The 23,528-nt window shown below is 61.7% G+C and carries 20 protein-coding genes; 4 read left to right on the top strand and 16 right to left on the bottom strand.

The annotated features are described in order from the left end of the window. Positions 1-151 precede the first annotated feature (151 nt). From C7440_RS11830 to C7440_RS11820, 3 genes are read left to right on the top strand one after another with little or no spacing between them, the layout of a single operon-like run. On the top strand, positions 152-1,300 hold the full coding sequence (locus C7440_RS11830; protein ID WP_116518669.1) for an FAD-dependent monooxygenase: 1,149 nt from the start codon (positions 152-154) through the stop codon (positions 1,298-1,300). A gap of 8 nt (positions 1,301-1,308) precedes the next feature. Further along, positions 1,309-1,785 carry a (2Fe-2S)-binding protein gene (locus C7440_RS11825; protein ID WP_116518668.1) on the top strand — a complete coding sequence of 159 codons (477 nt, stop codon included), beginning with the start codon at positions 1,309-1,311 and terminating at the stop codon, positions 1,783-1,785. Beyond that, entirely contained in the window at positions 1,782-4,673 is a 2,892-nt protein-coding gene (locus C7440_RS11820; RefSeq protein ID WP_116518667.1) for a c-type cytochrome, read from the top strand. The genes C7440_RS11825 and C7440_RS11820 overlap by 4 nt, the downstream gene beginning before the upstream one ends. Positions 4,674-4,994: 321 nt before the next feature. On the opposite strand, the gene C7440_RS11815 is transcribed toward C7440_RS11820, so the two are convergent. The 5 genes from C7440_RS11815 to C7440_RS11795 all read right to left on the bottom strand — a co-directional run bounded on the left by C7440_RS11815 (position 4,995) and on the right by C7440_RS11795 (position 10,492). Then, positions 4,995-5,744: an ABC transporter ATP-binding protein gene (locus tag C7440_RS11815; RefSeq protein WP_116518666.1), complete on the bottom strand. Its 750-nt coding sequence runs from the start codon at positions 5,742-5,744 to the stop codon at positions 4,995-4,997. Beyond that, positions 5,741-6,520 (bottom strand): ABC transporter ATP-binding protein, encoded by a 780-nt coding sequence (locus C7440_RS11810; protein ID WP_116518665.1) that lies wholly within the window; start codon positions 6,518-6,520, stop codon positions 5,741-5,743. Before C7440_RS11810 ends, C7440_RS11815 begins: the two co-directional genes overlap by 4 nt. Continuing rightward, complete coding sequence (locus C7440_RS11805; RefSeq protein WP_116518664.1) at positions 6,517-8,427, bottom strand: ABC transporter permease; 1,911 nt, start codon at positions 8,425-8,427, stop codon at positions 6,517-6,519. Before C7440_RS11805 ends, C7440_RS11810 begins: the two co-directional genes overlap by 4 nt. Positions 8,428-8,485: 58 nt before the next feature. Beyond that, positions 8,486-9,661 (bottom strand): ABC transporter substrate-binding protein, encoded by a 1,176-nt coding sequence (locus C7440_RS11800; RefSeq protein ID WP_165832588.1) that lies wholly within the window; start codon positions 9,659-9,661, stop codon positions 8,486-8,488. Between the two features lie 351 nt (positions 9,662-10,012). Continuing rightward, positions 10,013-10,492, bottom strand: coding sequence for a MarR family winged helix-turn-helix transcriptional regulator (locus tag C7440_RS11795; RefSeq protein WP_116518662.1), 480 nt, complete (start codon positions 10,490-10,492; stop codon positions 10,013-10,015). A 169-nt stretch (positions 10,493-10,661) separates the two neighbouring features. Here C7440_RS11795 and C7440_RS11790 point away from each other — a divergent pair, with 169 nt between their 5' ends. Further along, positions 10,662-12,569, top strand: coding sequence for an LTA synthase family protein (locus C7440_RS11790; RefSeq protein WP_116518661.1), 1,908 nt, complete (start codon positions 10,662-10,664; stop codon positions 12,567-12,569). A 45-nt stretch (positions 12,570-12,614) separates the two neighbouring features. Here C7440_RS11790 and C7440_RS11785 read toward each other — a convergent pair whose 3' ends face one another. The 11 genes from C7440_RS11785 to C7440_RS11735 all read right to left on the bottom strand — a co-directional run bounded on the left by C7440_RS11785 (position 12,615) and on the right by C7440_RS11735 (position 23,474). Then, a complete protein-coding gene (locus C7440_RS11785; RefSeq protein ID WP_017522839.1) occupies positions 12,615-13,322 on the bottom strand; it encodes a TetR/AcrR family transcriptional regulator in 708 nt (235 codons plus the stop codon). Positions 13,323-13,337: 15 nt separating this feature from the next. Beyond that, positions 13,338-14,537, bottom strand: a complete 1,200-nt coding sequence (locus C7440_RS11780) for an FAD-dependent monooxygenase (protein WP_026067619.1) — start codon at positions 14,535-14,537, stop codon at positions 13,338-13,340. A 243-nt stretch (positions 14,538-14,780) separates the two neighbouring features. Further along, entirely contained in the window at positions 14,781-15,551 is a 771-nt protein-coding gene (locus tag C7440_RS11775) for an ABC transporter permease (RefSeq protein ID WP_017522837.1), read from the bottom strand. Beyond that, positions 15,552-16,337, bottom strand: a complete 786-nt coding sequence (locus tag C7440_RS11770) for an ABC transporter ATP-binding protein (RefSeq protein WP_017522836.1) — start codon at positions 16,335-16,337, stop codon at positions 15,552-15,554. Positions 16,338-16,350: 13 nt separating this feature from the next. Then, positions 16,351-17,358 (bottom strand): ABC transporter substrate-binding protein, encoded by a 1,008-nt coding sequence (locus C7440_RS11765; RefSeq protein WP_116518660.1) that lies wholly within the window; start codon positions 17,356-17,358, stop codon positions 16,351-16,353. A 379-nt stretch (positions 17,359-17,737) separates the two neighbouring features. After that, positions 17,738-18,220 (bottom strand): MarR family winged helix-turn-helix transcriptional regulator, encoded by a 483-nt coding sequence (locus C7440_RS11760; RefSeq protein WP_165832559.1) that lies wholly within the window; start codon positions 18,218-18,220, stop codon positions 17,738-17,740. A 358-nt stretch (positions 18,221-18,578) separates the two neighbouring features. After that, the gene (locus tag C7440_RS11755) at positions 18,579-19,286 is read right to left on the bottom strand and encodes a class II aldolase/adducin family protein (protein ID WP_243410896.1); all 708 of its coding nucleotides are present in this window, start codon (positions 19,284-19,286) and stop codon (positions 18,579-18,581) included. Between the two features lie 107 nt (positions 19,287-19,393). Then, positions 19,394-20,638: an MFS transporter gene (locus tag C7440_RS11750; protein WP_218940672.1), complete on the bottom strand. Its 1,245-nt coding sequence runs from the start codon at positions 20,636-20,638 to the stop codon at positions 19,394-19,396. Between the two features lie 61 nt (positions 20,639-20,699). After that, positions 20,700-21,299, bottom strand: coding sequence for a flavin reductase family protein (locus tag C7440_RS11745; protein WP_116518657.1), 600 nt, complete (start codon positions 21,297-21,299; stop codon positions 20,700-20,702). Next, positions 21,296-22,210 (bottom strand): VOC family protein, encoded by a 915-nt coding sequence (locus C7440_RS11740; protein ID WP_116518656.1) that lies wholly within the window; start codon positions 22,208-22,210, stop codon positions 21,296-21,298. Before C7440_RS11740 ends, C7440_RS11745 begins: the two co-directional genes overlap by 4 nt. 16 nt (positions 22,211-22,226) lie before the next feature. Beyond that, positions 22,227-23,474: an acyl-CoA dehydrogenase family protein gene (locus C7440_RS11735; protein ID WP_116518655.1), complete on the bottom strand. Its 1,248-nt coding sequence runs from the start codon at positions 23,472-23,474 to the stop codon at positions 22,227-22,229. Positions 23,475-23,528 lie beyond the last annotated feature (54 nt).

The raw sequence follows: 23,528 nt of genomic DNA, 5'->3' as shown, positions 1-23,528 counted from the left end.
GAATCAACTCTATTTTTAGCAAACCATTCCCATAGGGACAGCAGGGACAGCTCTCTTCCTTGCGGGTGAAAAAATCTCTTTACCTGAAAAATTAAAGCGTATACACTTAAATTATACGTTCCAGAAAGAACGCACCAACAGGAGAGACACCATGAATCGCAGCCCCAAACTCGCCATCATCGGCGCCGGACTCGGCGGCACGGCTTGCGCCGCCCTTATGGCCAAGGCAGGCCTGAACGTCAAGGTGTACGAACAGGCGCCCGCCTTCTCGCGCCTGGGCGCGGGCATACACCTGGGCCCCAACGTCATGAAGATCATGCGCCGCATAGGCATCGAAGACGAACTGAACCGCACCGGCGCCCATCCCGACTACTGGTACAGCCGCGACGGCATCACCGGCGACGTCCTTGCCCAGATCCCCCTGGGCGATTACGCCCTGTCGCACTATGGCGCCTCGTACCTGACCGTACACCGCGGCGACTTCCACAAGCTCATGACCGACGCCCTGCCGCCGGGCATACTCGAGTTCAACAAGAAGCTCGACAAAGTCGAAGACCGCGGCGACGACGTGCTGCTGACCTTTACCGACGGCACGACCGAAACGGCCGACATCGTCATCGGCGCCGACGGCATCAACTCGAAGATCCGCGATTCCCTGCTTGGGGCGGAGCTGCCCATCTACAGCGGCTACGTGGCGCACCGCGCCGTGTTTCCCACCCCCGTCGACAGCGGCGCCCTGCCCTTCGACATGTGCTGCAAGTGGTGGGCCGGCGATCGCCACATGATGGTCTACTTCGTTACCAGCAAGCGCGACGAAATCTACTACGTCACGGGCGTGCCCGAAGAAAGCTGGGACATGAGCAAGAGCTGGTTGCCCTGCACCAAGGACGAAATGCGCGCCACCTTCGACGGCTGGCACTCTTCCGTGCAGGCGCTTATCGAGGGTACCGAAGAAGTCACGCGCTGGCCGCTGCTCGAGCGCGAGCCGCTGCCCCTGTGGAGCCGCGGGCGCCTGGTGCTGCTTGGCGATGCCTGCCACCCCATGAAGCCCCACATGGCCCAGGGCGCCGCCATGGCTATCGAAGACGCCGCCATGCTGCTACGATGCTTCCAAGAGCTGGGCTTCAGCGACCACTCGGCGGTATTCGACCTGTACAAGGCCAACCGCGCCGAGCGCGCAAGCAAGGTCCAGCTGGTTTCGCACAACAATACGTGGCTGCGCACCAATGAAAACCCCGACTGGTGCTTCGGCTATGATGTGTTCAACGAGCCGCTCGTGAGCGCACCCGCACACACCTGAACAAGAGCATGAAACGCCGCACAGAGACACAAACCCTCGTCGTCAACGGGCAAACGCACCAACTGCAGGTCGAGGCAGACACCCCTCTTCTTTATATCCTGCGCAACGACCTGCAGCTGAACGGCCCCAAGTTCGGCTGCGGCTTGGGCGAATGCGGCGCCTGTACGGTGCTGGTCGACGGCGTGGCGGCCCGGTCCTGTGTCATACCCGTCAAGGGCGTGGCGGGGCACGAGGTCACCACGCTCGAAGGATTGGGCACCCCCGAGCGGCTCGCTCCCATCCAGCAGGCCTTCATCGACCAGCAGGGCGCGCAGTGCGGCTACTGCCTCAACGGCATGATCATGACGCTCCAGGCCCTGCTCAATCGCAATCCGCACCCTACCGAGCAACAGATCCGCAACGAGCTCAAGTTCAACCTGTGCCGCTGCGGCACCCATGTTGAAATCATGGCCTCGGCGGTCCAGGCCGCGCAAGCCCAGCCATGACGCTCCCGGTGCAAGGGCCCGTGCAGGGCGCGGCCTCTCGTGCGGGTTCCTCCAGCATCGCGCCTCCTGCCGCGAGCGAACTGCTGCACGCCGTCACGCAGCGTCCGCCGGGCATGGCCTGGAACGGCACGGCCTACACGGGCGCGCGCCTCAGCCATCTCGACACCGATGCCGCCCGCAACACGCCGGGCGTGGTCGACATTGTCGTACGCCAGGATTTCATCGGCATCATCGCCTCGCAGCCGGGGCAGGCGCAACAAGCACGAAGCCGGCTGCAGCCCGGCTGGGCAATGCCGCTTCCGGCGCCCGAAGCCACCGCGGCCAGCCACGCCAGGCTCGGCAGCAACAACACACCGCACGGCCCGAACGAAGAGCGGATATCGCACACCTATTTCTGGCCCGCCCCGCGGCAGCAGGCCCCGGCATGGGCCATCGCTCATCGCTCCGGCGACACGCTCGTCGTCTGGACCCATACTCGCCATAGCGAAGCGCTGCGCCGCGAACTGGCCCAGCTATGCGGGCTCGCCGAAGACTGCGTACGCCTCATCGCCAATGGGCAGACAGACAGCGAAGGCTACGACGTGGCGGTCGACGCCGCCCTGCTCTCGCGCTCCTGCGGGCGGCCCGTGCGTGTGCAGCAAGACCCCGACACTTTCAATACCAAGCCCGTAAGCATCGAAGTCTCTGCGCGGCCGGCTGCAGGCGACACATCGCAAGGGCAGGCGGGCAGCGGCAATGCGGCGCCGCCTGCCGGCGAACTCCTTGTCTCGGCCAGCCTGCATGCGGGCCATCGCCCGTCGATAGCGGCCATGCTGTGCGGGTACGAAGCCGGCCAGCCGCCCGCGCACATCGTGCGCATCGCCGACTATGCGCCGCAAGCGCGCCATGCAGAGCCGGGCAGTTCCCAACCCTATGCGGGCATGCTGGGCCTGCCCGCCGCCGCGCAGGTGTTTGCGCAAGAATCCTTCTTCGACGAAGCCTGCGGCCTTCAGGGCCGCGACCCCGTCCAGGCCAGGCTCGACGCCATCGACAACGCGACGGGCCGCGAGCTTATCGCCTCGGTGGCGGAGCGGGCCAAGTGGAGCAGCCCGCGCAAAAGCGGCAAGAACTCGTACGAAGGCCGGGGGTTCGCCTATGCCCATGTCATCGATCAAACCCAGCAGCCCCCTCGCGAAGTCTGGTCCGCCTGGGTGGCCGACATCCGCGTAGACCCCGCCACAGGCGCCATCGACCTGACCGGGCTGACCGTGGGGCACAATGCCGGCGCCCTGCAAACCCCCAGCGCGCCGCGCATCGAAGAAGACGTGCGCAGGGCGGCCGCGCGCTGGCTACAGGACGCCTCTGGCCACGACAGCTGGGGCGCCACCGCCGACACTGATTTTCCCCTGGCCCAATCGGCGACCCAGGTGCAGCTTGTAGAGCAGGGCCCCGTCGGCCTGGCCTGGAGCCATGACGCCGAACTGCCCGCGGCGGCGGCCATCGCCAACGCCATCCACGACGCCACAGGCATACGCCTGCGCCAGCCCCCCTTTGATTCGGGCGAGCTCAAGCAACGGCTCGCGCTTGCCCAAAGCGGCGGCCGCGCCAAGAAGACAGCCTACGCCCTGTTGGGCGGCATGGCCGCGGCCGCGGGCAGCCTGCTGGTCGCCGCCATGCCCTGGCGTCCGGCCATTGCGCCCGTGGCAAATGTCGACACCTCGATCTATTCGGCGGCGGCCATAGAACGAGGCCGCCTCGTCGCGGCCGGGGGCGACTGCATGGTCTGCCACACCGCCGAGGGCGGCGTTCCCAATGCGGGCGGCCTGGCATTGGAAACCCCTTTCGGAAAGATCTACACCACCAACATTACGCCCGACAAGGAAACAGGCATAGGCGCGTGGTCATACGCGGCTTTCGAGCGCGCCATGCGCGAAGGCATACACCGCGACGGCCGCCACCTGTACCCTGCCTTTCCGTATACAGCGTTTGCAAAGATTTCCGACGCCGACATGCAGTCGCTGTACGCCTATCTGATGACGCAGGAACCGGTAAAGAACCGGGTCGAGCCGACCCAATTGCCTTTCCCCTACAGTGCGCGCCCCCTGCTGGCCGGCTGGAACCTGCTGTTCCACAAGAACGAAACCTACCAGCCCGACTCTTCCCAGTCGACGCTGTGGAATCGCGGCGCCTACCTGGTGCAGGGCATGGGCCATTGCGCCGCGTGCCACTCTCCGCGCAACGCCCTGGGGGCCGAGAAATCGGGCGAGCAAAATTTCCTGGCGGGCGGCTTCGCCGAAGGCTGGGAAGCTCCCGCGCTGAACGCGCTGTCCAAGGCGCCCATTCCCTGGACCGAAGACGAACTGTACCGCTATCTGCGCACAGGCTACTCTTCCTTGCACGGCGTGGCATCGGGCCCCATGGCGCCCGTGGTGCAAAGCATGGCCGAACTGCCCGACCAGGACGTGCGCGCCATTGCCCACTACCTTGGCACCCTGGCACCCGCTCCCTCGACCGAGGCCAGCCCCGCGCTGCAGGCCGCACGCCTCGAAGAGCAAAGCCGCAACGACCAGCGGGTATTGTCACTCGCAGGCGAAAACCTCTTCCAGGGCGCCTGCGCCGTCTGCCACGACGCGCGAGAAGGCCCGCCCCTGTTCGGCGCCCGTCCCTCGCTGGCGCTCAACACCAATCTGCACAGCGACAGCCCCGACAACGCCATCCAGATCCTGCTGCACGGCATCGACAACCCGGCCATGGCCGAACTGGGCTATATGCCCGGCTTCGGCGACAGCATGAACGACCAGCAACTGGAAACGCTGCTGGAATACCTGCGGATGCGATTCGCGCCGGACAAGCCAGCCTGGGAAGGACTACCGGAGAAGATTCGGGCCTTGCGTGAGGGTGAGAGCTGACGGCAGGGCAAGCCACAAACGCAAGCCGTTGGAGGCGGGGCCTCTTCAGGCGGGCGTCGGAGGGCGCCGCGTGCTGACGAAGGGAGCGTGGGGGCAGTCGGCGAAAGCCTGTTCGAGTTCCGAGGCGCGTAGCGGCGAGGGCGAGTTCTTTCGCCGCCCACGCGTACGAGGCAGACGCGGGAAGTCCGGCAAAGCCGGACCGCCCGACCGCCCGCCTGAAGAGGCCCCGCCTCCAACGGCGTTTTAGAACTCAGATAGTCTGGATTTGACCACCGGCCAGATGATTGCTTGGATCTATTCGTAGCGGCGCTTTCTGCCAAGCTAGACAGTCAAATAAGCCCGCCGCACTTCCTCATTGGCCGCAAGCTCATCCATCGACCCGCTATACCGTATCTGCCCCTTTTCAAGCACATACACGCGATCGGACACCAGTTCGGCAAAATGCACATTCTGCTCCGACAGCAGAATACTGACCCCCTGCTCCTTGAGCGCGATGATCATGTTCGCCATCTGCTCGACGATCACCGGCGCCACCCCTTCGGAGGGCTCATCGAGCAATACCAGGAAAGGATTGCCCATCAGCGTGCGGGCCACCGTGAGCATCTGCTGCTCGCCGCCGCTCATGTGACCGCCCGGGCGGTCTTGCATCGCGCCGAGATTGGGAAACAGCTGATACAGCGCCTCGGGCGTCCAGGTGGGCGCGGCCGAGCCGTCGGGCCATTTGCGTGAGGGCTGGCGGCCCACCTCGAGGTTCTCGGTAACCGAAAGGTCGGTGAAGACGCGGCGGTCTTCGGGTACGAAGCCCAGGCCGGCCCGCGCAATCTCGTAGGGCTGCTGTCCGGCTATGCGCTTGCCCATGAAGCTGACTTCGCCCTTCCATTTCGCCATCAGGCCCATGATGGACTTGAAGGTGGTCGATTTGCCCGCGCCATTGCGACCCATCAGGGCCACCACTTCGCCGCGCCTTACGTTCAGGCTGACGTCGAAAAGAATATGGGCCGCGCCATACCATGCGTTCAGGCCGTTTATCTCCAGCAGGGGCTGGCCGCTATCGGTGGCTGTCTGGTTCATGTCGTTGCCTGCGTACTCTGGTTCTTTTCGAATGTCTTGCCGGTGCCGAAGTAGACCTCTTGCACCTTGGGATGGTTTCGAATGTGGTTGGCATCGCCCTCAGCGATGAGCTTGCCCCGCGCCAGCACGATCATGCGGTCGGCGTAGGCGAAGACCACGTCCATGCTGTGCTCGGTGAACAGCACGGCCATGTTGCGCTCGACCACCAGCTTCTTGGTAAGCGCCATGAGCTCGTTGCGTTCTTTGGGGGCCATGCCCGCGGTGGGCTCGTCCATGAGCAGCAGCTTGGGGTTGTTGGCCAAGCCCATGGCCAGTTCCACCCTTTTGACATCGCCATAGGCCAGCTCGCTGCATGGGCGGTCGGCCTGCGACTGCATGCCGACCTGTTCGAGCAGCGCCACCGCCTCGTCGCGGTACTGGTCGGCCGCCACGCTAAGAAAGGAATAGACCTTGCGATAATGCGACAACAGCGCCATCTGCACGTTTTCGACCACGGTCAGCGAGGCAAAGGTGGCGGCGATCTGGAAGGTGCGCCCCACGCCCATGTGCGCGATCTTGCGCGGGGCCAGGCCGATCAGTTCAGTGCCCTGCAGCCGCACCGAGCCGGCCGTCGCATTCAATTGGCCGTTGACCATGTTGAAGGTGGTGGTCTTGCCGGCGCCGTTGGGGCCGATCAGGGCAAGCAGCTCGCCTTGGTGAAGATCGAAGCTGATGTCGTCCACGGCAAGGTTGCCGCCGAACTTCTTGGAAAGGTTTCTGACTTCGAGCAGGCTCATGCCGCTTTCTCCTTGACCTTCTGGCGGCGGGATTCCAGGTTTTCGAACAGCTGCTTGAAGTAGCCGGCGATGCCTTGCGGGAAGGCCAGCACAAGCACCAATATGACCCCACCGAACATGGCGTGCCAGTATTGCGTGGCGCCAAGGAAGTAATCCTGCAGCAGCTTGAAGGTGGCCGCGCCCACGACAGGGCCCATCAGGGTTTGCACCCCGCCGAGCAATACCATGACCAGGGCATCGACCGACTTGCTGATGGAAATGACCTCAGGCGCCGCGCTACCCTTGGAAAACACGAACAAGGCGCCGGCCAGGCCCGCAAAAATGCCGGACAAGATGAAGGTGATCCATTGCACGCGCTTGACGTCGATGCCCACCGCGTCGGCCCGCAGGGTCGAGTCGCGGCACGATCTCATGGCATAGCCGAACGGCGAAAAAAGTATGCGGCGCAGCAGCAGGGCCGCGGCCAGCACGACGGCCAGCGCAAAATAGTAGTAGGTGTCGCCCTCGAGCCACGACGGCGGCCAGATGCCGATAAGCCCGTTCGAACCGCCTGTGAAATCGTCCCATTGAAAGACGATGGACCAGACGATCTGGGCAAAAGCCAGCGTGAGCATGGCCAGGTAGACGCCCGACAGGCGGATGCAGAACCAACCGAACACCAGGGCCCCTACCCCCGCGATCAGCGGCGCCAGGGCGATGGACCAGCCCATGGAGAACGCCGCCGCCTTCAGCAGCAGTGCGGCCCCGTAGGCGCCCAGGCCAAAGTAGGCCGCATGGCCGAAAGAGTTCATGCCGCCCGGTCCCATCATGAAATGCAGGCTCAAGGCGAACAATGCGGCCACGATGATGTCCAGCATGAGCACCGGCGCATACGGGAACCACTTGGACAGCAGCGGAATGGCGACCAGCACGGCGATGACCACCGCAATAAGCACCCGGAACGGCTTGGTGGAGCGCCGCAGCGGCGCTTCGATGGGTGCCGAGTTGCGGCTGTGGCCTTGCGGGCGGCCGAACAGGCCCCACGGCCGGAAGACCAGCACGATGGCCATGAAGATGAACTCGACGACCAGCGTGAGCTTGGGAAAGGCAAAGCTGATGCCGCCGATGGTGACCGTGCCAAGCGCGATGCAAAGCGCCTTGAGCTCGGCGATGATCAGCGCCGCAATGTAGGCGCCGGGAATGGAGCCCATGCCCCCCACGACGACGATGACGAAGGCATCGCCGATGACGCTGATGTCGAGGGTGAGGTTTGCTGGAACGCGGGGAATCTGCACCGCACCGCCCAGGCCCGCCAGGAATGCGCCCAGGGCGAACACGCCGGTGAACAGCCAGGCCTGGTTGACGCCCAGGGCGCCCAGCATCTCGCGGTCTTGCGTTGCGGCGCGCACCAGCGTGCCCCAGCGGGTACGAGTAAGCAGCAGCCACAGCAGGCCCAGCACGACGGGGCCGATGAAAATAAGCACCAGGTCGTACCACGGGAAGTAGCGGCCCAGGATCATGAACGAACCGTTCAGGCCAGGCGCCAGGGGGCCGAGAAGGTCTTCGGGGCCCCACAGCCACAAGGCCGCGTCATTGAATATGAGCACCAGGGCGAAGGTGGCCAGCAACTGGAAAAGCTCGGGCGCACGATAAATGCGCCGCAATAATATGATCTCGATGGCGGCGCCCAGGGCGCCAATGAGCAGGGCTGCGGCAATAAGGCCGAACCAGAACCCCAGCGGCGTATGGCCTATGGACTGGACCAGCGTATAGGCGACATAAAGGCCCAGCATGTAAAGCGAGCCATGCGCAAAGTTGACGATGCGGGTAACGCCGAAAATAAGCGAAAGGCCCGCAGCGACGAGAAACAGCGAAGATGCTTCAGCCAGCCCGTTCAGGAGCTGGACGATCAAACCCGACAAATCCATTTTTCTTCATGCCTTGTGGTCGAAGAAGCGCGCCGCATTGCGGCGCGCTCTTGCGTGGTCAATCGGCCGGACGCATTTTTTTGACTTCCTCGTCGGAAGGCTGGACGTCGGCGCCGTCGACATAGCGGATGTCGACCATGATGCCCTTGCCGTCCTTCTTGGCCAGCTTGCCCACGTAGGCGCCCATGGTCGACTGATGGTCGATGGGGCGGTACATGATCTGGCCAAAGGGCGTTTCCACCTCGAGGCCCTTGAAGGCCTTGATCATGGCGTCGGTCTCGGTGGAGCCGGCTTTTTTAATACCGGCGGCCAGCGACTTGATGGCGCTGTAGCCCACGATGGTGCCCAGGCGCGGATAGTCATTGAACTTGGCCTGGTAGGCATCGAGGAACTTCTTGTGCTCGGGCGTATCGATGGCGTACCAGGGATAGCCGGTTACCACCCAGCCCTCGGGGGTTTCGTTGCCCAGAGGATCGAGGTATTCAGGCTCGCCCGTAAGCAGGCTGACTACGGAAAGATCCTTGAAGAAGTTGCGCTGGGTTCCGGCGCGCACCAGCTTGGCCAGGTCGGCGGCGAACAGCACGTTGAACATGGCGTCGGGCTTGGCGTCGGCAAGGGCCTGGATGACGTTCGCGGCATCGACCTTGCCCAGCGGGGTGGCCTGCTCGGCGACGAACTCGACGTCGGGCTGGGCTTCTTTGAGCAGCTTCTTGAAGGTGGCCACGGCCGACTGGCCGTATTCGTAGTTGGGATACACCAGCGCCCAACGCTTCTTGTTCATCTTCACGGCCTCGGGCACCAGCATGGCCACCTGCATGTAGGTGGATGCGCGCAGCCTGAAGGTATAGGGGTTGCCGTTTTCCCAGACGATCTTGTCGGTGAGCGGCTCGCTGGCCAGGAAGAAGACCTTCTTGTGCTTGGCGTAGTCGGTGACGGCCAGGCCGATGTGCGACAGGAAGGTGCCGGTCAGCACGTCGACCTTGTCGCGTGCCAGCAGGTCTTCGACGGCACGGACGGCGTCGCCGGTATTGGAGTTGTCGTCGCGGATGACGAGCTCGACCTGCTTGCCGTTGATTCCGCCCGCCTTGTTGATTTCTTCAACGGCAAGATCCATGCCGTTCTTGTATGGCCCCAGGAACGCGGGCTGTGTCTTGTAGCTGTTGATCTCGCCGATCTTGAGCGTTTCTTGCGCCGCAGCCGCCATGGATAGTGAAGCACCCATTATTGCGGCCATCAGCAGGGAACATACTCTCGAGCCTTTCATGGAAATTCCTTATTCAATGCACGATTCCGGCGAAGGCCAAGGAGTCGCGCGCAATTGAAGGGGTTAGATGCATCGATTGAAGTGTACACATGTAATTTTTTGAACAAAAGATACAAATCATAGGGATAAACCCTTTATTTGTTTTATGTCATTCACGTCAGCGACACACCGGAAAGCACTAAAAACACCAACAAAAAAAAATGAAATCAAACTACCACTGCGAGTAACGACACACCTTGATGCCGGGTGAGCCGTGCATTTTTATAACATATACATAGTAAATTGCCAGCTTTAAGCTGGCATTGCGCGAGACGCCGCCGCTCATTCTTCTTCGTCGCCGTCGCCGGCGCACATCTTGTTGAGCAGGTAAAGCAAGGCCATGCGCTCGGCCGGATTGAATCCGTTGAAGGTTTTTTCGGTGATCTCGAATGCAAATGGAACCATGGATTCAACCAGACTCTGCCCCGCCTCGGTAAGGCTTACCAGCACCTTGCGGCGATCCATTTCGTCGTGCCGCACGGAAACGAACTTGCGCGCCTTGAGCCTGTCTATAACCCCACGTATGGTGGCCTGGTCAATGGCCGTCTGCTTGACGATCTGGCTAAGCGAGCATGCGCCGCTGTCTCGTACCGAGCACAACACCACGAACTGGGCCGCGGTAAGCTGGGTATCGGGAATGATCTGCTGGAAAAGCGCCGTATGCCGCTGGTAGGCGCGGCGCAGCAAGTGCCCTACCTGCTCGGAAAAATCGTAGTTTTCTGATGCGGAAGTGCCGGGCAAGCGACGCGTGTTCTTGGTCATGGTCTTGGCCTGAAAGTATTATGTTTCGCGCTTTTTCCGTCGCATTGTTATATATTACGCCATCCTTTTCAATGTTCGCGGCAGTTCCGCCACTCTCCGCGCAAGGCAGCCGCGGCATGCACCGAGCCGCAAGCGCCCCAACCTGCGGCCTTCGCCGGCCCCCTCGCATATGCGCCACCTAGTCCTCATCTTCATGGTCGCCAGCCTGTGTCTCCTGACATTGAGCCGCTGCCTGCTGGCGGCATGGCAATGGCGCCGTGTCGAACAGGCCGGGGGAATCCTGCCGGTGCTTCGGGGCGGACTGCGTATCGACGCCCACCAGATCGCCATCTTCGCAGCCGTCCCGGCCCTGCTGGCACCGTGGATGGGCCATATGCCCATGGCGGTTGCAGCGACTGGATGGTGGTTCCAGTTCGCCTGGCTGCTGCTCGTGCTGCTCGAACTTTCCACGCCGCAGTTCATCACCGAATACGACACCCGCCCCAACAGGCTCTACATCGAGTACCTGCGCCATCCACAAGAAGTCTTCGGCATGCTGTGGAAGGGCTACAAGGGCCTGCTCATTGCCGCCGCAGTAGGCATTGCCGGCTTTGCATGGATGGGGCACGCCATGTTCGACGACTCGAGGCCCGACTGGTCCATGCCCTGGTGGCAAGCACTGCCGGCGTCCATCGCCATCCTGGCCCTTAGCTTCCTGGCCATACGCGGCACATTGGGCCACCGACCCATGAACCCGTCCACCGTCGCCTATTGCGGCGACAGCATGCTCAACACGCTGCCGCTCAACTCGTTCTACAACGTCTGCTACGCCGTATACAGCATGAAGAACGAGCGTTCGGCAACCGACGTCTACGGCGGCATGGATGCCGCGCAAATGCAGCAGACCGTATGCCAAGGCGCAGGGTTCGAGCCCGGCTCCGGCGAACTGCCCACATTGCATGCGCAGCCCTCTCGCCACCCCCGCCCGCGGCCTCTCAATATCGTCATCATCGTCCAGGAGAGCCTGGGAGCGCAGTACGTCGGCAACCTGGGCGGAATGGGCCTTACCCCGCATCTCGACGCCCTGGCGCAAACAGGCTGGAATTTCACGCGCGCCTATGCCACGGGCACCCGCTCGGTGCGTGGGCTCGAAGCGGTCGCCGCCGGCTTTCCGCCTACGATTGCCGACGCGGTGCTGCGGCTGCCGGGAGCCCAGAGCAACTTCTTCACCCTGGCGCAGTTGCTTGGCGCGCACGGCTACCGATCGCGTTTCATCTACGGCGGAGAAGCCCACTTCGACAACATGAAGAGCTTCTTCCTGGGCAATGGTTTCACTGAGCTGCACGACCGGCCCTCTTTCCAGGCCCCCAAGTTCGTCGGCACCTGGGGGGCTTCAGACGAAGACATGTTCGACCGCCTCCATGAGCTGCTTGCCGCGCCGCCCGCGCAGCCCACGTTTACGCTGGCTTTTTCAGTCAGCAACCATTCTCCGTGGGAATATCCGGCAGGCCGTATCGAACCGGTGGGCGAACCCGCCACGGTCGAGAACACAGTGCGCTACGCCGACTGGGCCATGGGCCGGTTCTTCGAGCAGGCACGCAACTGCGATTATTGGCAGGACACGGTGTTTCTGGTGGTGGCCGACCACGATGCACGGGTGGGAGGCGCAAGCCTGGTGCCGCTGCGCCATTTCCACATTCCCGCCCTTATCGTGGGCGCCGACGTCGCCGCGCGGCAAGACCAGCGCCTGATCAGCCAGATCGACCTGGCGCCCACGCTTCTTTCAGTGGCAGGGCTGAATACCGAGCATCCCATGATCGGCCACGACCTGACCGGCCAAGGCGGCGGCCGGGCCATGATGCAGTACAGCGAAAACTACGGCTACCTGAAGGGCGACCAATTGGTCGTGCTCGAGCCGCACAAAGAAGCCCGGCAGTTTCACTACCAGGCGCCCGACTTGTACGAGCCACAAAAGCTTGACGAGTCACTGGCCCAAGAAGCCCTTGCGCATGCCTTGTGGCCCTCGTGGGCCTACCAGAATAGCGCTTACACCCTGCCTCATTTGTTGCGCAAGCCGGCCGCTGCCAAAGCGGCCTGAACCGCCGGGGCCCGGCAACACTGGAAAGCTCGAAGCCTGCCGGCGCTAGCGGGCGCCCGAGCCCGGCGGCGCACTGATGCCGGCGGTGACAAAGGCCGTGATCTGCTCGAACACTTCCGCCGTGTCGTTGATGTCACAGGCGGCGGGCGCAAGCTGCTCGAGACGATGCGTGTCGGAAAACGCATACATGTAGGCGCCGATCATCAGGGCCATGCGCCAATTGACCTCTTTGGCCGAAAGCTGCGGGCAGACGCTGGCCAGCATCTGCACGTAGGCGCGAGTCGATGCGTCATAGGCTTCGCCGCGCAATTTATATGAAATCTCGGCCGGCTCGGTATGCAGCCTGGCCTGCAGCCGCAGGAACAGCCTGCCGCCCGGGCTGTCGCGCAACGCGATGGTGGGCGCAAGAAACGCCTGAACCACGTCGCGCACCGACACATCGGTACGCTGCTTGAGCTCCTCGAGGCGCTCCATGCGCCCGTCGGCAATGACACGGCCCCGGCGTATGAACACCGCCTCGTAAAGGCCGTACTTGCTGCCGAAGTAATAGTTGATCAGCGCCTGGGTCACGTCGGCCTGGGCGGCCACCATGCGCAGCGTGGCGCCCGAGTAGCCCACTTCGGCGAATACCTCTTCGGCGGCATCGAGGATGCGCTCGGAGGTATTGTCGCCCGCCCCGCTGCCCTCGGGACGCCCGGGGCGGCGCCCCGCCGAGCGGGCGGAGATTTCTGAACGACGTCTGATCTGGGTCATGGCATTGAAATTGGGCTAAGGCACCGGTGTGAAGTCTGTTGCATTGTAAGCGTAGACCCAGTTGGCCTTGATGCCACCCGCATGCGGATCTTTTTTTTGCTGCTCGCGGTACTCGGCGTCGCGCTTGGCCTGCTCTTCTTTCGAGGAAAGGTGATAGGTCTTGCCCCGTTCGCGCGCCTCGAGCTGTACCCGGCTGGTGCGCGGCAGGCGCTCGGCCTCGTACTGCGCCAGGGCCTTGTCCAGCTGGCCCGGCAGCCCGTCCAGGGCCTTGGCCAGCACATAGGCGTCTTCGATGGCCATGGCCGCGCCCTGCGACAGGAAGGGCAGCATGGGGTGCGCGGCATCGCCCATGAGCGTGATGCGGCCCTTGGACCAGGTCTGCATCGGGTCGCGGTCGAACAGGCCCCAGCGATAGACCTCGGTTACGCGTTCGAAAAGCTGCTGGATGTAGCTGTGCCAGCCCGGGAAATCGCCAAGCAGCGCCTCGCGGCTGCTAAGGCTGTTCCAGGACTCTTCCACCCACTTCTCGGTTTCGTGCACCGCCACGATATTGACCGCCTTGCCGCCATTGACGTAATAAGTAACGACGTGGCTCTTGGGCCCCAGCCAGAAGGCCGATTCGGGAGGTACGAAATCAGGGCGCTGGTCGAATGGCACGACAGCGCGATAGCACATGTGCCCCGTGAACTGCGGGTCGTCCGCGCCGAACAGATCATGGCGCACGACAGAGCGCACGCCGTCGGCCCCGACGATGAGGTCGCCCTCGAAGCGCGAGCCGTCGGCAAAATGCGCGACAGCGCCCTGCTCATTCTGTTCCACACCCGTGCACTGGGCACCGAAGGTCACTTTGGTGTCGCCTATCATGCCGGCCAGCAATTGATGCAGATCGGCGCGGTGCACGTGATAGAAATGGGCGCCGTACAGGCGCGGGCAGTCTTCTTTTAGCGGGATGCGGAACTTTTCTTCGGCGGTATCCCAATCGCGGCCCACCAGGGCCTCGGGCAGGAAGCCGACCTTGTCCAGCTCGCTTTCGCCGCCCAGCGCCTTGATGACCTTGACGGCATTGGGCGTCATTTGTATGCCCGCCCCCACTTCGCCGAACTCGTTGGCGCGCTCGAACAAGTGCGCCTGGATGCCGCGCTGGTTCAGTGCCGCCGCCAGCGCCACGCCGCCGATTCCACCGCCGATAATGCCGATTTTCAATGATTTAGCCATGAATGCTCCCCTGTGTGCGTCGCGTACTTCCAGTACGAATTTTTACAACCGATTGGCACATTATATATTAATTAATCGGCCATATAATAAAAATTTTCAACTCAGCAAGAATATATTGTCACCGACGACTCATCCCTGCACAGAGGAAGAAGAGAGGGCATTCGCGGACACGCACTACTCAACGACCAGTTTTCATTTCCGCGCCCGCCCACCCTTGGGCGGGCGGGCGATGATCGGCCGCCGTCAGCGATTCTGGCCGCGGAAGGCCCACCCCGTGAAACGCTTTTCGACCAAGGCAGTGGCCGCATACAGCACGATGCCCAGGAAAGCCAGTACCAGCAGGCCCGCAAAGACGATCTGCACCTGGAAGGCTGCCTGGGCATCAAGCATGAGCTTGCCGATGCCCTTGTTGGCCCCGACGGTTTCCGACACCACCGCCCCGACAAACGCCAAAGTGATGGCCACCTTCAGGGAACCGAAGAAATAAGGCAGCGACCCCGGTATGCTGACCTTGCGCATGATGTCGAGCTTGGAAGCGCCCAGGGCCCGCAATACGTCTTCGAGCTCGGGGCTGGTGGTGGCCAGGCCTGTGGCCACGTTGACCACGATGGGAAAGAAAGAGATGAGAAACGCCGTGATGATGGCGGGGATTTCGCCCAGCCCAAACCACAGGATGAGAATGGGCACCACGGCAACCTTGGGCACCGAGTTGAAACCCACCAGGACCGGATAGATGGCGGTGTAGAGGCTTTTCTTCCAGCCCACCGCAATGCCCAGCGCCAGGCCGCCCACGGTAGCCATCAGGAAGCCCACGAGGGTGGTCCACAGCGTGACCCACGAATTGTCGATGATCGGCGCGCGATACTGCCATAAGGCGACGAAGATGACGGAGGGAGCCGGCAGAATGGTCAGGGGAATGGAAAACACCCGGCAGAAAAGCTCCCACACAACGAACAGCACCACGGTAAAAATCAGCGGAGGAACAACATTGACAAGCAGATCGGAACGACGCATTTAGTGTTTTCCTCCGATCATCGATCGCAGTTCGTAGACGATTTCCTGGAACTCTTTGCCATAGGTGATTTCCAGATCGCGCGGACGGGGCAGATTGACCGGGCACTTCTTTACCACCCGGCCGGGGCGGTTGGACATGACATAGACGGTGTCCGCCAGGAACACCGCCTCGCGCAGATCGTGGGTAACCAGCATGACCGTTACCTGGCGCTCTTGCTGTATGTCGCGCAGGGCGCACCAGAGCTCTTCGCGGGTGAAGGCGTCAAGCGCCCCGAAGGGTTCGTCGAGCATGAGAATCTCGGGCTCGTGGATCAGGGCGCGGCAGATGGACGCACGCTGCTGCATCCCGCCGGACAGTTCCCAGGGAAACTTCTCGGTGAACCCGGCAAGGCCGACCGAGTCGAGCAGCTTCACGGCCTTCTCTTTGTACTTGGCCCGCTGGGACGAGATGTTCTTGCGGTACGGCTGGACAATCTCGAGCGGCAGCAGGATGTTGTCCACGCAATTTCGCCACGGCAGCAGATTGCTGGCCTGAAAGGCCATGCCTACAGACTTGAGCGGCCCATTGACCGGCTTCCCTTCGACGGCAAGACGGCCCGACAGGGGCGGATGCAGGCCGGAGATCAGTTTCATCAGCGAGCTCTTGCCGCAGCCCGAGGGCCCCACGACCGCGATGAACTCGCCTTTCTGGATGGACAGGGTGACATCCTCGATGGCCCGCACGGCTGTTTCGCCGTCGCCGTAGGCCATCGAAATATTATCGAGCTCGACCAGGGTTTCGGCCATGCGGGAGGCTCCTTCAGTCAACGAGGCGCTGTTCGCGCGGAGGCAGAAATTCAGCGGTGAAGATATCGGCCGCCTTCGGCTTGTGGGTGTAGTTGAAGGTGAGGCCGATCTGGTCGATGGATTTTTCGAAGCGCTGCATGTCGACATCGCCCAGGCCGTTTTTACGCACGGCGTCGTTGACGAAATTGCGCTCGAGCGCAAGCTTCAGGCGCTGCAGTTCGACATCGCGGTTGGCGATGGCGTTGCGCTTCATCAGGTGGTCGATGGCCGAATCGGGGTCTTTGATGGTGTCTTGTATGCCCTTGATGGTGGCCCGCACGAACCCTTTCACCGCCTCGGGGTTGGTCTTCATGAAATCGGGGTTGACCATGATGGCGTTGCCATAAAGATCGACGCCATAATCGCCCAACAACATGACGACGATGTCTTCGTCCTCGACCCCATTGGCCTTGAGGTTCATGAACGACGAGAACCAGAAGCCGGTGATGGCGTCTACCCTGCCCTGCGCCAGCATGGGCTCGCGCACCGGAAAGCCGATGTTCTCGATACGCACCTTCGAGGCATCGATGTCGTTGGCAGCCACGAAAATGGGCCATTGGGCGTAAGCGCCGTCTGGCGCCGGGGCCCCCAGGATCTTGCCTTCGAGGTCTTTGGGCTTGGTGATGCCCTTGTCTTTGAGGGTAACAATGGAAAACGCCGGGGTGTCATAGACCATCATCACCGCCTTCACCGGCGGGTTCTGCGGGTTGTCACGGTATTTGATCAGCGAGTTGATGTCGGCGAAACCGATATGATAGGTAGCTGTTGCGACACGATTGATGGGCTCGACCGAGCTGGCCCCCGCGTCGATCGTGACGTTCAGGCCTTCGTCCTTGTAGTAGCCCTTGTCAAGGGCTACCAGGTATGGGGCGGCCGGGCCTTCGAAGCGCCAGTCGAGCGCAAACTTTACTTCTGTGTTAGCAAAGGCGCTGCTGGCGCAAACGGCGATCAATGCTGAAAGCAAATAGCGATGGACACGCATGGGCTGTCTCCGTGGGGGTTGTCTGGGGCGGGACAGCTGCGAACCCTGCTGCCCTGCCTGTTCTTCTGTACTGAACTTGTTGCAGCAAACCTTCGGATGAGCCTAATAGTATTTAAAACTCGCGGCCAAAGCTTCTAGGTAGTTACCCCAATTCACGTGTGTGCACCGTAAATTCAGCAATGAAAAAAAGCCGGGACGCACCCAAAGCGGTGCCTCGCGGCATTTTGCGGCCTGCTCTATTTCGATGTGCGGACCGCCATTTACTCACTCGACGTATAAATACCATTAACTTCCAGGCAGTTAATGGGAGGGCCTTATTCTTTAACCGGCGACAGCAGCCAGACCGGCTGGCAACGAGTTGGGCCAATGAGACATCTGCTTAATCCCGCGTCCGTTGACGAGCCCGGCGCGCCACGGTGAGCTTGCGATTTACCCCCATGGCTACATCTTTCTGAGTGCCCGCCACCACGTTGTGATAGACGGCCTGCAGCCCGCGTTGCATCGCCTCGACGTCGGCCTTCGGAATGCCAGCCAGCGCCATGCTCTCCACCTCCTCGCCGCACGGTACCAGTGCCTTGACCAAACGCCGGCCGGCCGGCGTGAGTGACAGTCGCACAGTGCGCTTGTCCTGCGAAGACGTGACGCGTACGACAAGCCCGCGCTTCTCGATGTCAGCCAGCGACCGCGACAGATAAGATAGTTCAGCGGCCGTGTGACTGGCCAAGTCGGTTACTGATTGACCGTCTTTATGATCAAGCGCGGCTAACACACGCCAAATTTGCAAGTTGATTCCATGGAGCTTGAGCTCGTCGCTGAATCGCGCAGCTATGATATTGGCGGCGCGGTTGAGCAGATAACCCATTGACCGCTCCAGATCCCACAGCGGGTTATGGCGCGCTTTGCTGCGTTCGACGGGCTTGTCGGTACGTGGCGACGCCGCAGGAGACGTGCTTGAACGGGCTTGCTTCATGTACGGAACGGCAGGCCGGCAACCCGCCTCACGCCAAGTTTATTGCCGTACGTGGTAACCGCCATAGGAGTATCCGTATTTTTCTGTGTGCAGGCAGTTTGAGCTAATAATGGTTCTGCCTATTTGCTACGTATGTTGCTCAAAACCGAGGAGCAGTACATCTCAGATGAACTGCTCCCTATAGAATAACAAATGTCGCTCCGCGTCGAAGAACTCTACCGGTTACTTCGGGTCGATGTTCCAAGCCGGCTCACGAGATGTACTCAGGATCACCCTGAGTCCAATAATCCCACATTCGCTCAGCCACTCTTCCAGCCCATGTCGCGCGCGTCCGGCACTGTTCATTTGTCAACTCACGATGGCCTTCGCATCCTGCATGGAGAGACGCAAGCTCAACTCGTGCGCTGTCCTCCAGAAAAACTGCCAGCGCGAGTGCCTGCGCAGCATTGGCCCCCGCGACCACCGCGCCATTGACCGAAACCACGATGCCGGACGCACTTCCAAGGACACGGGCAACGCCGGCAGCCGCTGCGTCGTTGCGCACCAGTTCCGGATTCCGCCACATTGGGGCCTCGGGTGCAAAGTAGGCGCCGAAGCCATGCCGTGCCCGCGGCGTACGTCCCAGCGCTGCGAGCGCCGTAATGTTCGGCGAGATAAAGCGCACGATAGCGTTCACATCTGATCGCAGCCGATATACCTCGCGGTGCATCCGTACCTCGCCCAATACGCCATCGGGAAGAGAGGCATCAAGCGTCACGATAGTGCCCTCGTCTTGCGGCGAAATCAGGCCCATCGGTTTGGACGCGCAAACGAGAAAAGAGTCCTCATCCAGCCGGACACTGCAATGTCCGTACGCGGTGGCAAGTGCGGCTCGATCGCATGCGCGTGCCAGTTGGCGGACCTCGCGCTGCCTAAAAGCTAAGTTACTCATGGGTGGGAACGGTTTGAGGCCGTGCATGTTTCATGGTTTTTCGAAAAAAAGATGGCAAGGGCTTCAGTCTTGCAAATCGAAGTGTGGCCACCGTGGTTGTGTACAACGAGTTTCATGATTGCTGAACGAAAGAACTAGTGCCCGGCGACCGTTGCAAGTGATTCCACGGAAGGCTTGCTCGGTCTCACCACAGGATAAGGATAAGCGCGCGGAAGTCGAACAACAGCCCCCGCCGCGACTAGGAGCACCATCAAGAACACAATAAGGATCGGCCTGTACGATCCAAAGGTGTCGAAGGCGGCTCCCATTACAAAGGGACCGATAGCGGCGCCGATCGTGAAGATCGCAAACAGGTATCCATACACCTGGCCAAATGCGCGCAAGCCGAAATACCGGCTTTGCAGATAGCCAATGAGGTCGACCTCTGCGCCCAGGCCCAGGCCCACCAGTACAGCGCCCATGGCGATGATCTTCGGGTCGTAGCCAGAGAGCAAGACCAGCACACCCAATGCTGGCAAGGCTATGAAGACCACTGCTACATACGGTGCGTGGAAGCGGTCCAGAAAGTAACCACACAGCAGGCGCCCGACAATCAACGAAGGCCCGATGACAGTAAAGACGATGACGGCGCTTTCAGCGGTAATTCCGCGGTCCGTCAGCAACGCCACAATATGAAAGATGACCCCATTGGCCACAACGGGAATGCACGTAAAGACCAGTGCCAGAATCCAAAAATTGCCGCTGCGGACAACTTCGCGGGCTTCCAGCCCAGGCAAGCCCGCCCCCCCTGCACGGGCCCTCTCCCCAACGTCGCGCAGGAATAGCGCAACTGCGGGAAAGGACACCAAAAACACCGTCGCGCCAAGCGCAATGAAAGCGCCCCGCCAGCCAAAGCTCTCTAGAAAGGCTTGTGCCAGCATGGGCATCAACGCGGCTCCCAGGCCGACCCCAGTCATTGCAACTCCCAACGCCAAGCCGCGGCGCTGGTCGAAAGCGGCCGCGATCGACTGTGCATACGGCAGCGGCGCCTGTCCAGCACTAAACATTCCCACCGCCGCAAACATGCCAAGAAACACGAATGCTGCCGCCGGCGTCAACGCCATGGCGGCCGTAGCCAGGGAAAATAAAACGATGCTCGCCAGCGTCACGGACCTGACGCCCCTCCTGTCGATCATACGGCCGACAAACGGGGTGGCGAGCGCCGCACACAGCGTTCCGAGGCCGACGGCCGCCGACGGTATCGTTCGTGACCAGCCGAACTCAGCCATGATGGGCTTCATCAGGACCGAAGTGGAGAACTGCAGGATTGTGACGTTTCCGACGATCAGTCCGAGCACCGATCCGAACACGATCCACCACGGGTTTCGAAATATTTTCATACTTGTCTCTCTTTTTTATTTGACCCTAAAAGTTCAGGGTAATGAGGCCGGGCATTCCACACTACGCTCTAGATAGAAAACGTCCCGCATGGAACAGCAAAGGGGGGCGGTCGGCATAGACGAAACGCTCGACACGTCCAAGGAAAATCACATGATCACCGCCGTCGATCATCGACGCCTTCCGGCACTCGAAACGTGCCAGCGCATCGCGCAGCACCGGCACATTATCGATACCAGGCTCAAAGGCATCAGATACCGCAGCAAACTTGTCGTCCGCCGGACGAGCAAAGTGCATCGCAAGCTCATGCTGATCGTGGGCCATCACATGCACCGCAAAGTGCTCGGCCTCTGAAAACACTTGTATGCTCGGGGCCTTGCGGCCAAGGCACCAAGCGACCAGCGGGGGGTCAAGCGATACAGCACTAAACGAATTTACGGTTAGCCCTGCGGTTCGCCCACTTGCGGCGCGAGTGGTTACGACACACACGCCGGTGGCAAAGCGGCCCAGCGCATTGCGCAACTCACGCGGATCGATGGCTGGACCACCCGCCCTGAGGTTCTGTGCCGCCACCGCGGCGGCTTCGAAGAGATCATTGGAAGCCGTCCACCAGGCTAGTTCTGCCTCGAGGTGCTCGTGTGCATCGGTCTGTGGCCCGCTCATACCGTTTCCTCAAGACTCTCGGGGATGGTGTTGGCGCCGGCGCCAGTGAAGCAGCGCGGGTCGCGCACCGAACCCCAGTAATCCAACCATTCCGGCGCAAGCGGCAAGCGCCGCGGCTCGCGTGCGAAATCCTCGGAGAATCCCTCCATGCCGAAGCTGTACTCCATCGTCAGGCCATCCGGATCAAGGAAGTACAAGAAAATGCTGTCCGAGGCGGGATGCCTGCCGGGACCGAATACGACGTCCGAACCGGCCGTGCGCAGGCGTGCAAGCGCGCGTCCGATGTCATCGATTTCGCTGACCATGTAGTTAACGTGATGCAGACTGCAGTTCTCCGACTGCGCGATGCCGATCCCATGATGCCATGGGTTGGGCCAGCAGCGCATGAAGGTAATCATCTCGCCCACCGCGTCTGAAACGCGGAAGTTCAGTATGTCGCGCCAGAAGGCAACCGCTTTGGCAGCATGCGGCGTATTGAACACCACGTGGCCCAAGCGCTGGATGTGAGCCACGGTCGGCAGAAAAGGGCGCGACGCGTCGGCCGCAGGCGTGTAGAACTCGATTACGGCCCCCACCAGCGGCTCAAACACACGGATCGCGCGTTGCTGGTAGCGCCGCTCACAATGCGCAGTGGACATTTCTCGCGGACCCAGGCCAACACTACGCAGGCGTTCCAGCAGCACGGCAAACTGGTCCTCGCCCTCCAGCATGAACCCCGCAACACGCAAACCGGCCACATCCGCCGCATGTAGTACAAGACTATGATGCTCATTGTCGCAACGCAGCAGCACTTCACCGGCTGCGCCGGTACCCACATATTGAAGGCCGACAATGTCCTCGTAGAAACGGCGTGCGCGGACCACATCGGTCACACCGAGCTCTACCCGGCCAAATTTTTGATAGCGAATCACGGTTGCTCCTTCCCGTTCAGTACTGGCCTCGAGGCGGCAGACCCAAACGCTGTTGGCCAACCATCGTGGAAACCGCGTTCCAGTTGACGCTGATATGGTGGGCCACCGCGTTGATGTCGCGCCACGCGCGCTGAATGCCGTTGTCCAAGTGGATGCCGGTGCCGCCCACCACGTCATACAGGCCGTTGACGGCTTGCACGCATAACCTCACCGCATAGGCGTGTCCGCGGCGAAACTCAATGCGTTGCTCCGTGGAAATCTTGACGTCCGCTGCCGAAAGCTCCGAAGCCAACCGCAAATCACGTTGCAGGATGAGCTGTGCAGCGTCGATGGCCGCCTCTGCTTCCGCCACAGCGGTCTGGACATGGCCGAACTGCGCGATGGTGGACCCGCCACCGGCAAAAGCGCCACGCGTAGCGCGCATGGCGACATGCTCGATAAACTCATCGACCGCCCCTCGCAGAGCCGCCACAGCGGGGTTGGCCAGGAGCGGGGGAAATCCGCTCAAGAAGGGAATGCGATACAGCCCACCGCTGTTCACAAGCGCTCCGGGCGCCTCCTGGCCCAGCAACTCGGCAAAGCCCGCGCTGCGATGAGACGGCACGAACACCTCTTCATCAATCACAATGTCCTTGCTGCCGGTTCCAGCAAGGCCGACCGTGTGCCAGTTATCAATAATGCGGCAATCGGCCCGCGGCAATAGCAGGTACATCGGACGCGGAGGCCGGCCTTCGCCCTCATCCACTAGCGTACCCAGCGCCAGCCAATCGGCGTTATCGCAATTGCTCGCGAAACCCCAGCGCCCACGGACGCGGAAGCCGCCTTCGACGCACCTGGCCTTGCCGGTAGGTGCTATGCAGGCGGCCAGCAGGCAGTCCGCATCGGCACCCCAGACATCTTCCTGAGCTTGCAGTGGAAACATGCCCATCGTCCATGCGTTGGCGGCGCTCAAGCCATAGCACCATCCCGTGGATGTGCAGCCCTGTCCAACCTCGAACGCGAGTTGACGCAGATTCTCAAGTTCAAGCTCGTAGCCACCGAAGCGGCGCGGCTGCACAGCTCGATAGAGGCCAGCTTGCTTCAGCAAGGTAGTGACATCGGCGCTGACGCGGCGGTCGCGCTCAGTCTGCTCTGCGCGCTCTCGCACGATGGGGGCCAGCGCGCGGGCGCGCTCCAACAGTTCGCTGAATTCGGAACGTGTCGCGCCCGAGATGGAATCGGCTTGTTCAGGGGCTCGGTCAAAAAGTACGGCTTCTGCTTTCATGCGGTCTCCGGTATAAGTGCAGGCAAGGAAGTGCCGCACGCAGCCTGATTGCGG

The sequence above is a fragment of the Pusillimonas noertemannii genome, from assembly GCF_003096595.1.
Lineage (GTDB): Bacteria > Pseudomonadota > Gammaproteobacteria > Burkholderiales > Burkholderiaceae_B > Pusillimonas > Pusillimonas noertemannii.
The sequence above is the reverse complement of the archived record's forward strand: the minus strand, read 5'-3'. Positions and strand labels throughout refer to the sequence as shown.

Bases quoted from the DNA above. Each gene is read 5' to 3' on its own strand.
- C7440_RS11760 (WP_165832559.1), bottom strand. From the start codon at position 18,220: ATGGGTTATCTGCTCAACCGCGCCGCCAATATCATAGCTGCGCGATTC.
- C7440_RS11745 (WP_116518657.1), bottom strand. From the start codon at position 21,299: ATGAGCGGGCCACAGACCGATGCACACGAGCACCTCGAGGCAGAACTA.
- C7440_RS11810 (WP_116518665.1), bottom strand. From the start codon at position 6,520: ATGAGCCTGCTCGAAGTCAGAAACCTTTCCAAGAAGTTCGGCGGCAAC.
- C7440_RS11805 (WP_116518664.1), bottom strand. From the start codon at position 8,427: ATGGATTTGTCGGGTTTGATCGTCCAGCTCCTGAACGGGCTGGCTGAA.
- C7440_RS11815 (WP_116518666.1), bottom strand. From the start codon at position 5,744: ATGAACCAGACAGCCACCGATAGCGGCCAGCCCCTGCTGGAGATAAAC.
- C7440_RS11820 (WP_116518667.1), top strand. From the start codon at position 1,782: ATGACGCTCCCGGTGCAAGGGCCCGTGCAGGGCGCGGCCTCTCGTGCG.
- C7440_RS11765 (WP_116518660.1), bottom strand. From the start codon at position 17,358: ATGCGTGTCCATCGCTATTTGCTTTCAGCATTGATCGCCGTTTGCGCC.
- C7440_RS11780 (WP_026067619.1), bottom strand. From the start codon at position 14,537: ATGGCTAAATCATTGAAAATCGGCATTATCGGCGGTGGAATCGGCGGC.
- C7440_RS11735 (WP_116518655.1), bottom strand. From the start codon at position 23,474: ATGAAAGCAGAAGCCGTACTTTTTGACCGAGCCCCTGAACAAGCCGAT.
- C7440_RS11750 (WP_218940672.1), bottom strand. From the start codon at position 20,638: ATGAAAATATTTCGAAACCCGTGGTGGATCGTGTTCGGATCGGTGCTC.
- C7440_RS11790 (WP_116518661.1), top strand. From the start codon at position 10,662: ATGCGCCACCTAGTCCTCATCTTCATGGTCGCCAGCCTGTGTCTCCTG.
- C7440_RS11830 (WP_116518669.1), top strand. From the start codon at position 152: ATGAATCGCAGCCCCAAACTCGCCATCATCGGCGCCGGACTCGGCGGC.
- C7440_RS11795 (WP_116518662.1), bottom strand. From the start codon at position 10,492: ATGACCAAGAACACGCGTCGCTTGCCCGGCACTTCCGCATCAGAAAAC.
- C7440_RS11800 (WP_165832588.1), bottom strand. From the start codon at position 9,661: ATGGCCGCAATAATGGGTGCTTCACTATCCATGGCGGCTGCGGCGCAA.
- C7440_RS11755 (WP_243410896.1), bottom strand. From the start codon at position 19,286: ATGCACGGCCTCAAACCGTTCCCACCCATGAGTAACTTAGCTTTTAGG.
- C7440_RS11825 (WP_116518668.1), top strand. From the start codon at position 1,309: ATGAAACGCCGCACAGAGACACAAACCCTCGTCGTCAACGGGCAAACG.
- C7440_RS11775 (WP_017522837.1), bottom strand. From the start codon at position 15,551: ATGCGTCGTTCCGATCTGCTTGTCAATGTTGTTCCTCCGCTGATTTTT.
- C7440_RS11770 (WP_017522836.1), bottom strand. From the start codon at position 16,337: ATGGCCGAAACCCTGGTCGAGCTCGATAATATTTCGATGGCCTACGGC.
- C7440_RS11785 (WP_017522839.1), bottom strand. From the start codon at position 13,322: ATGACCCAGATCAGACGTCGTTCAGAAATCTCCGCCCGCTCGGCGGGG.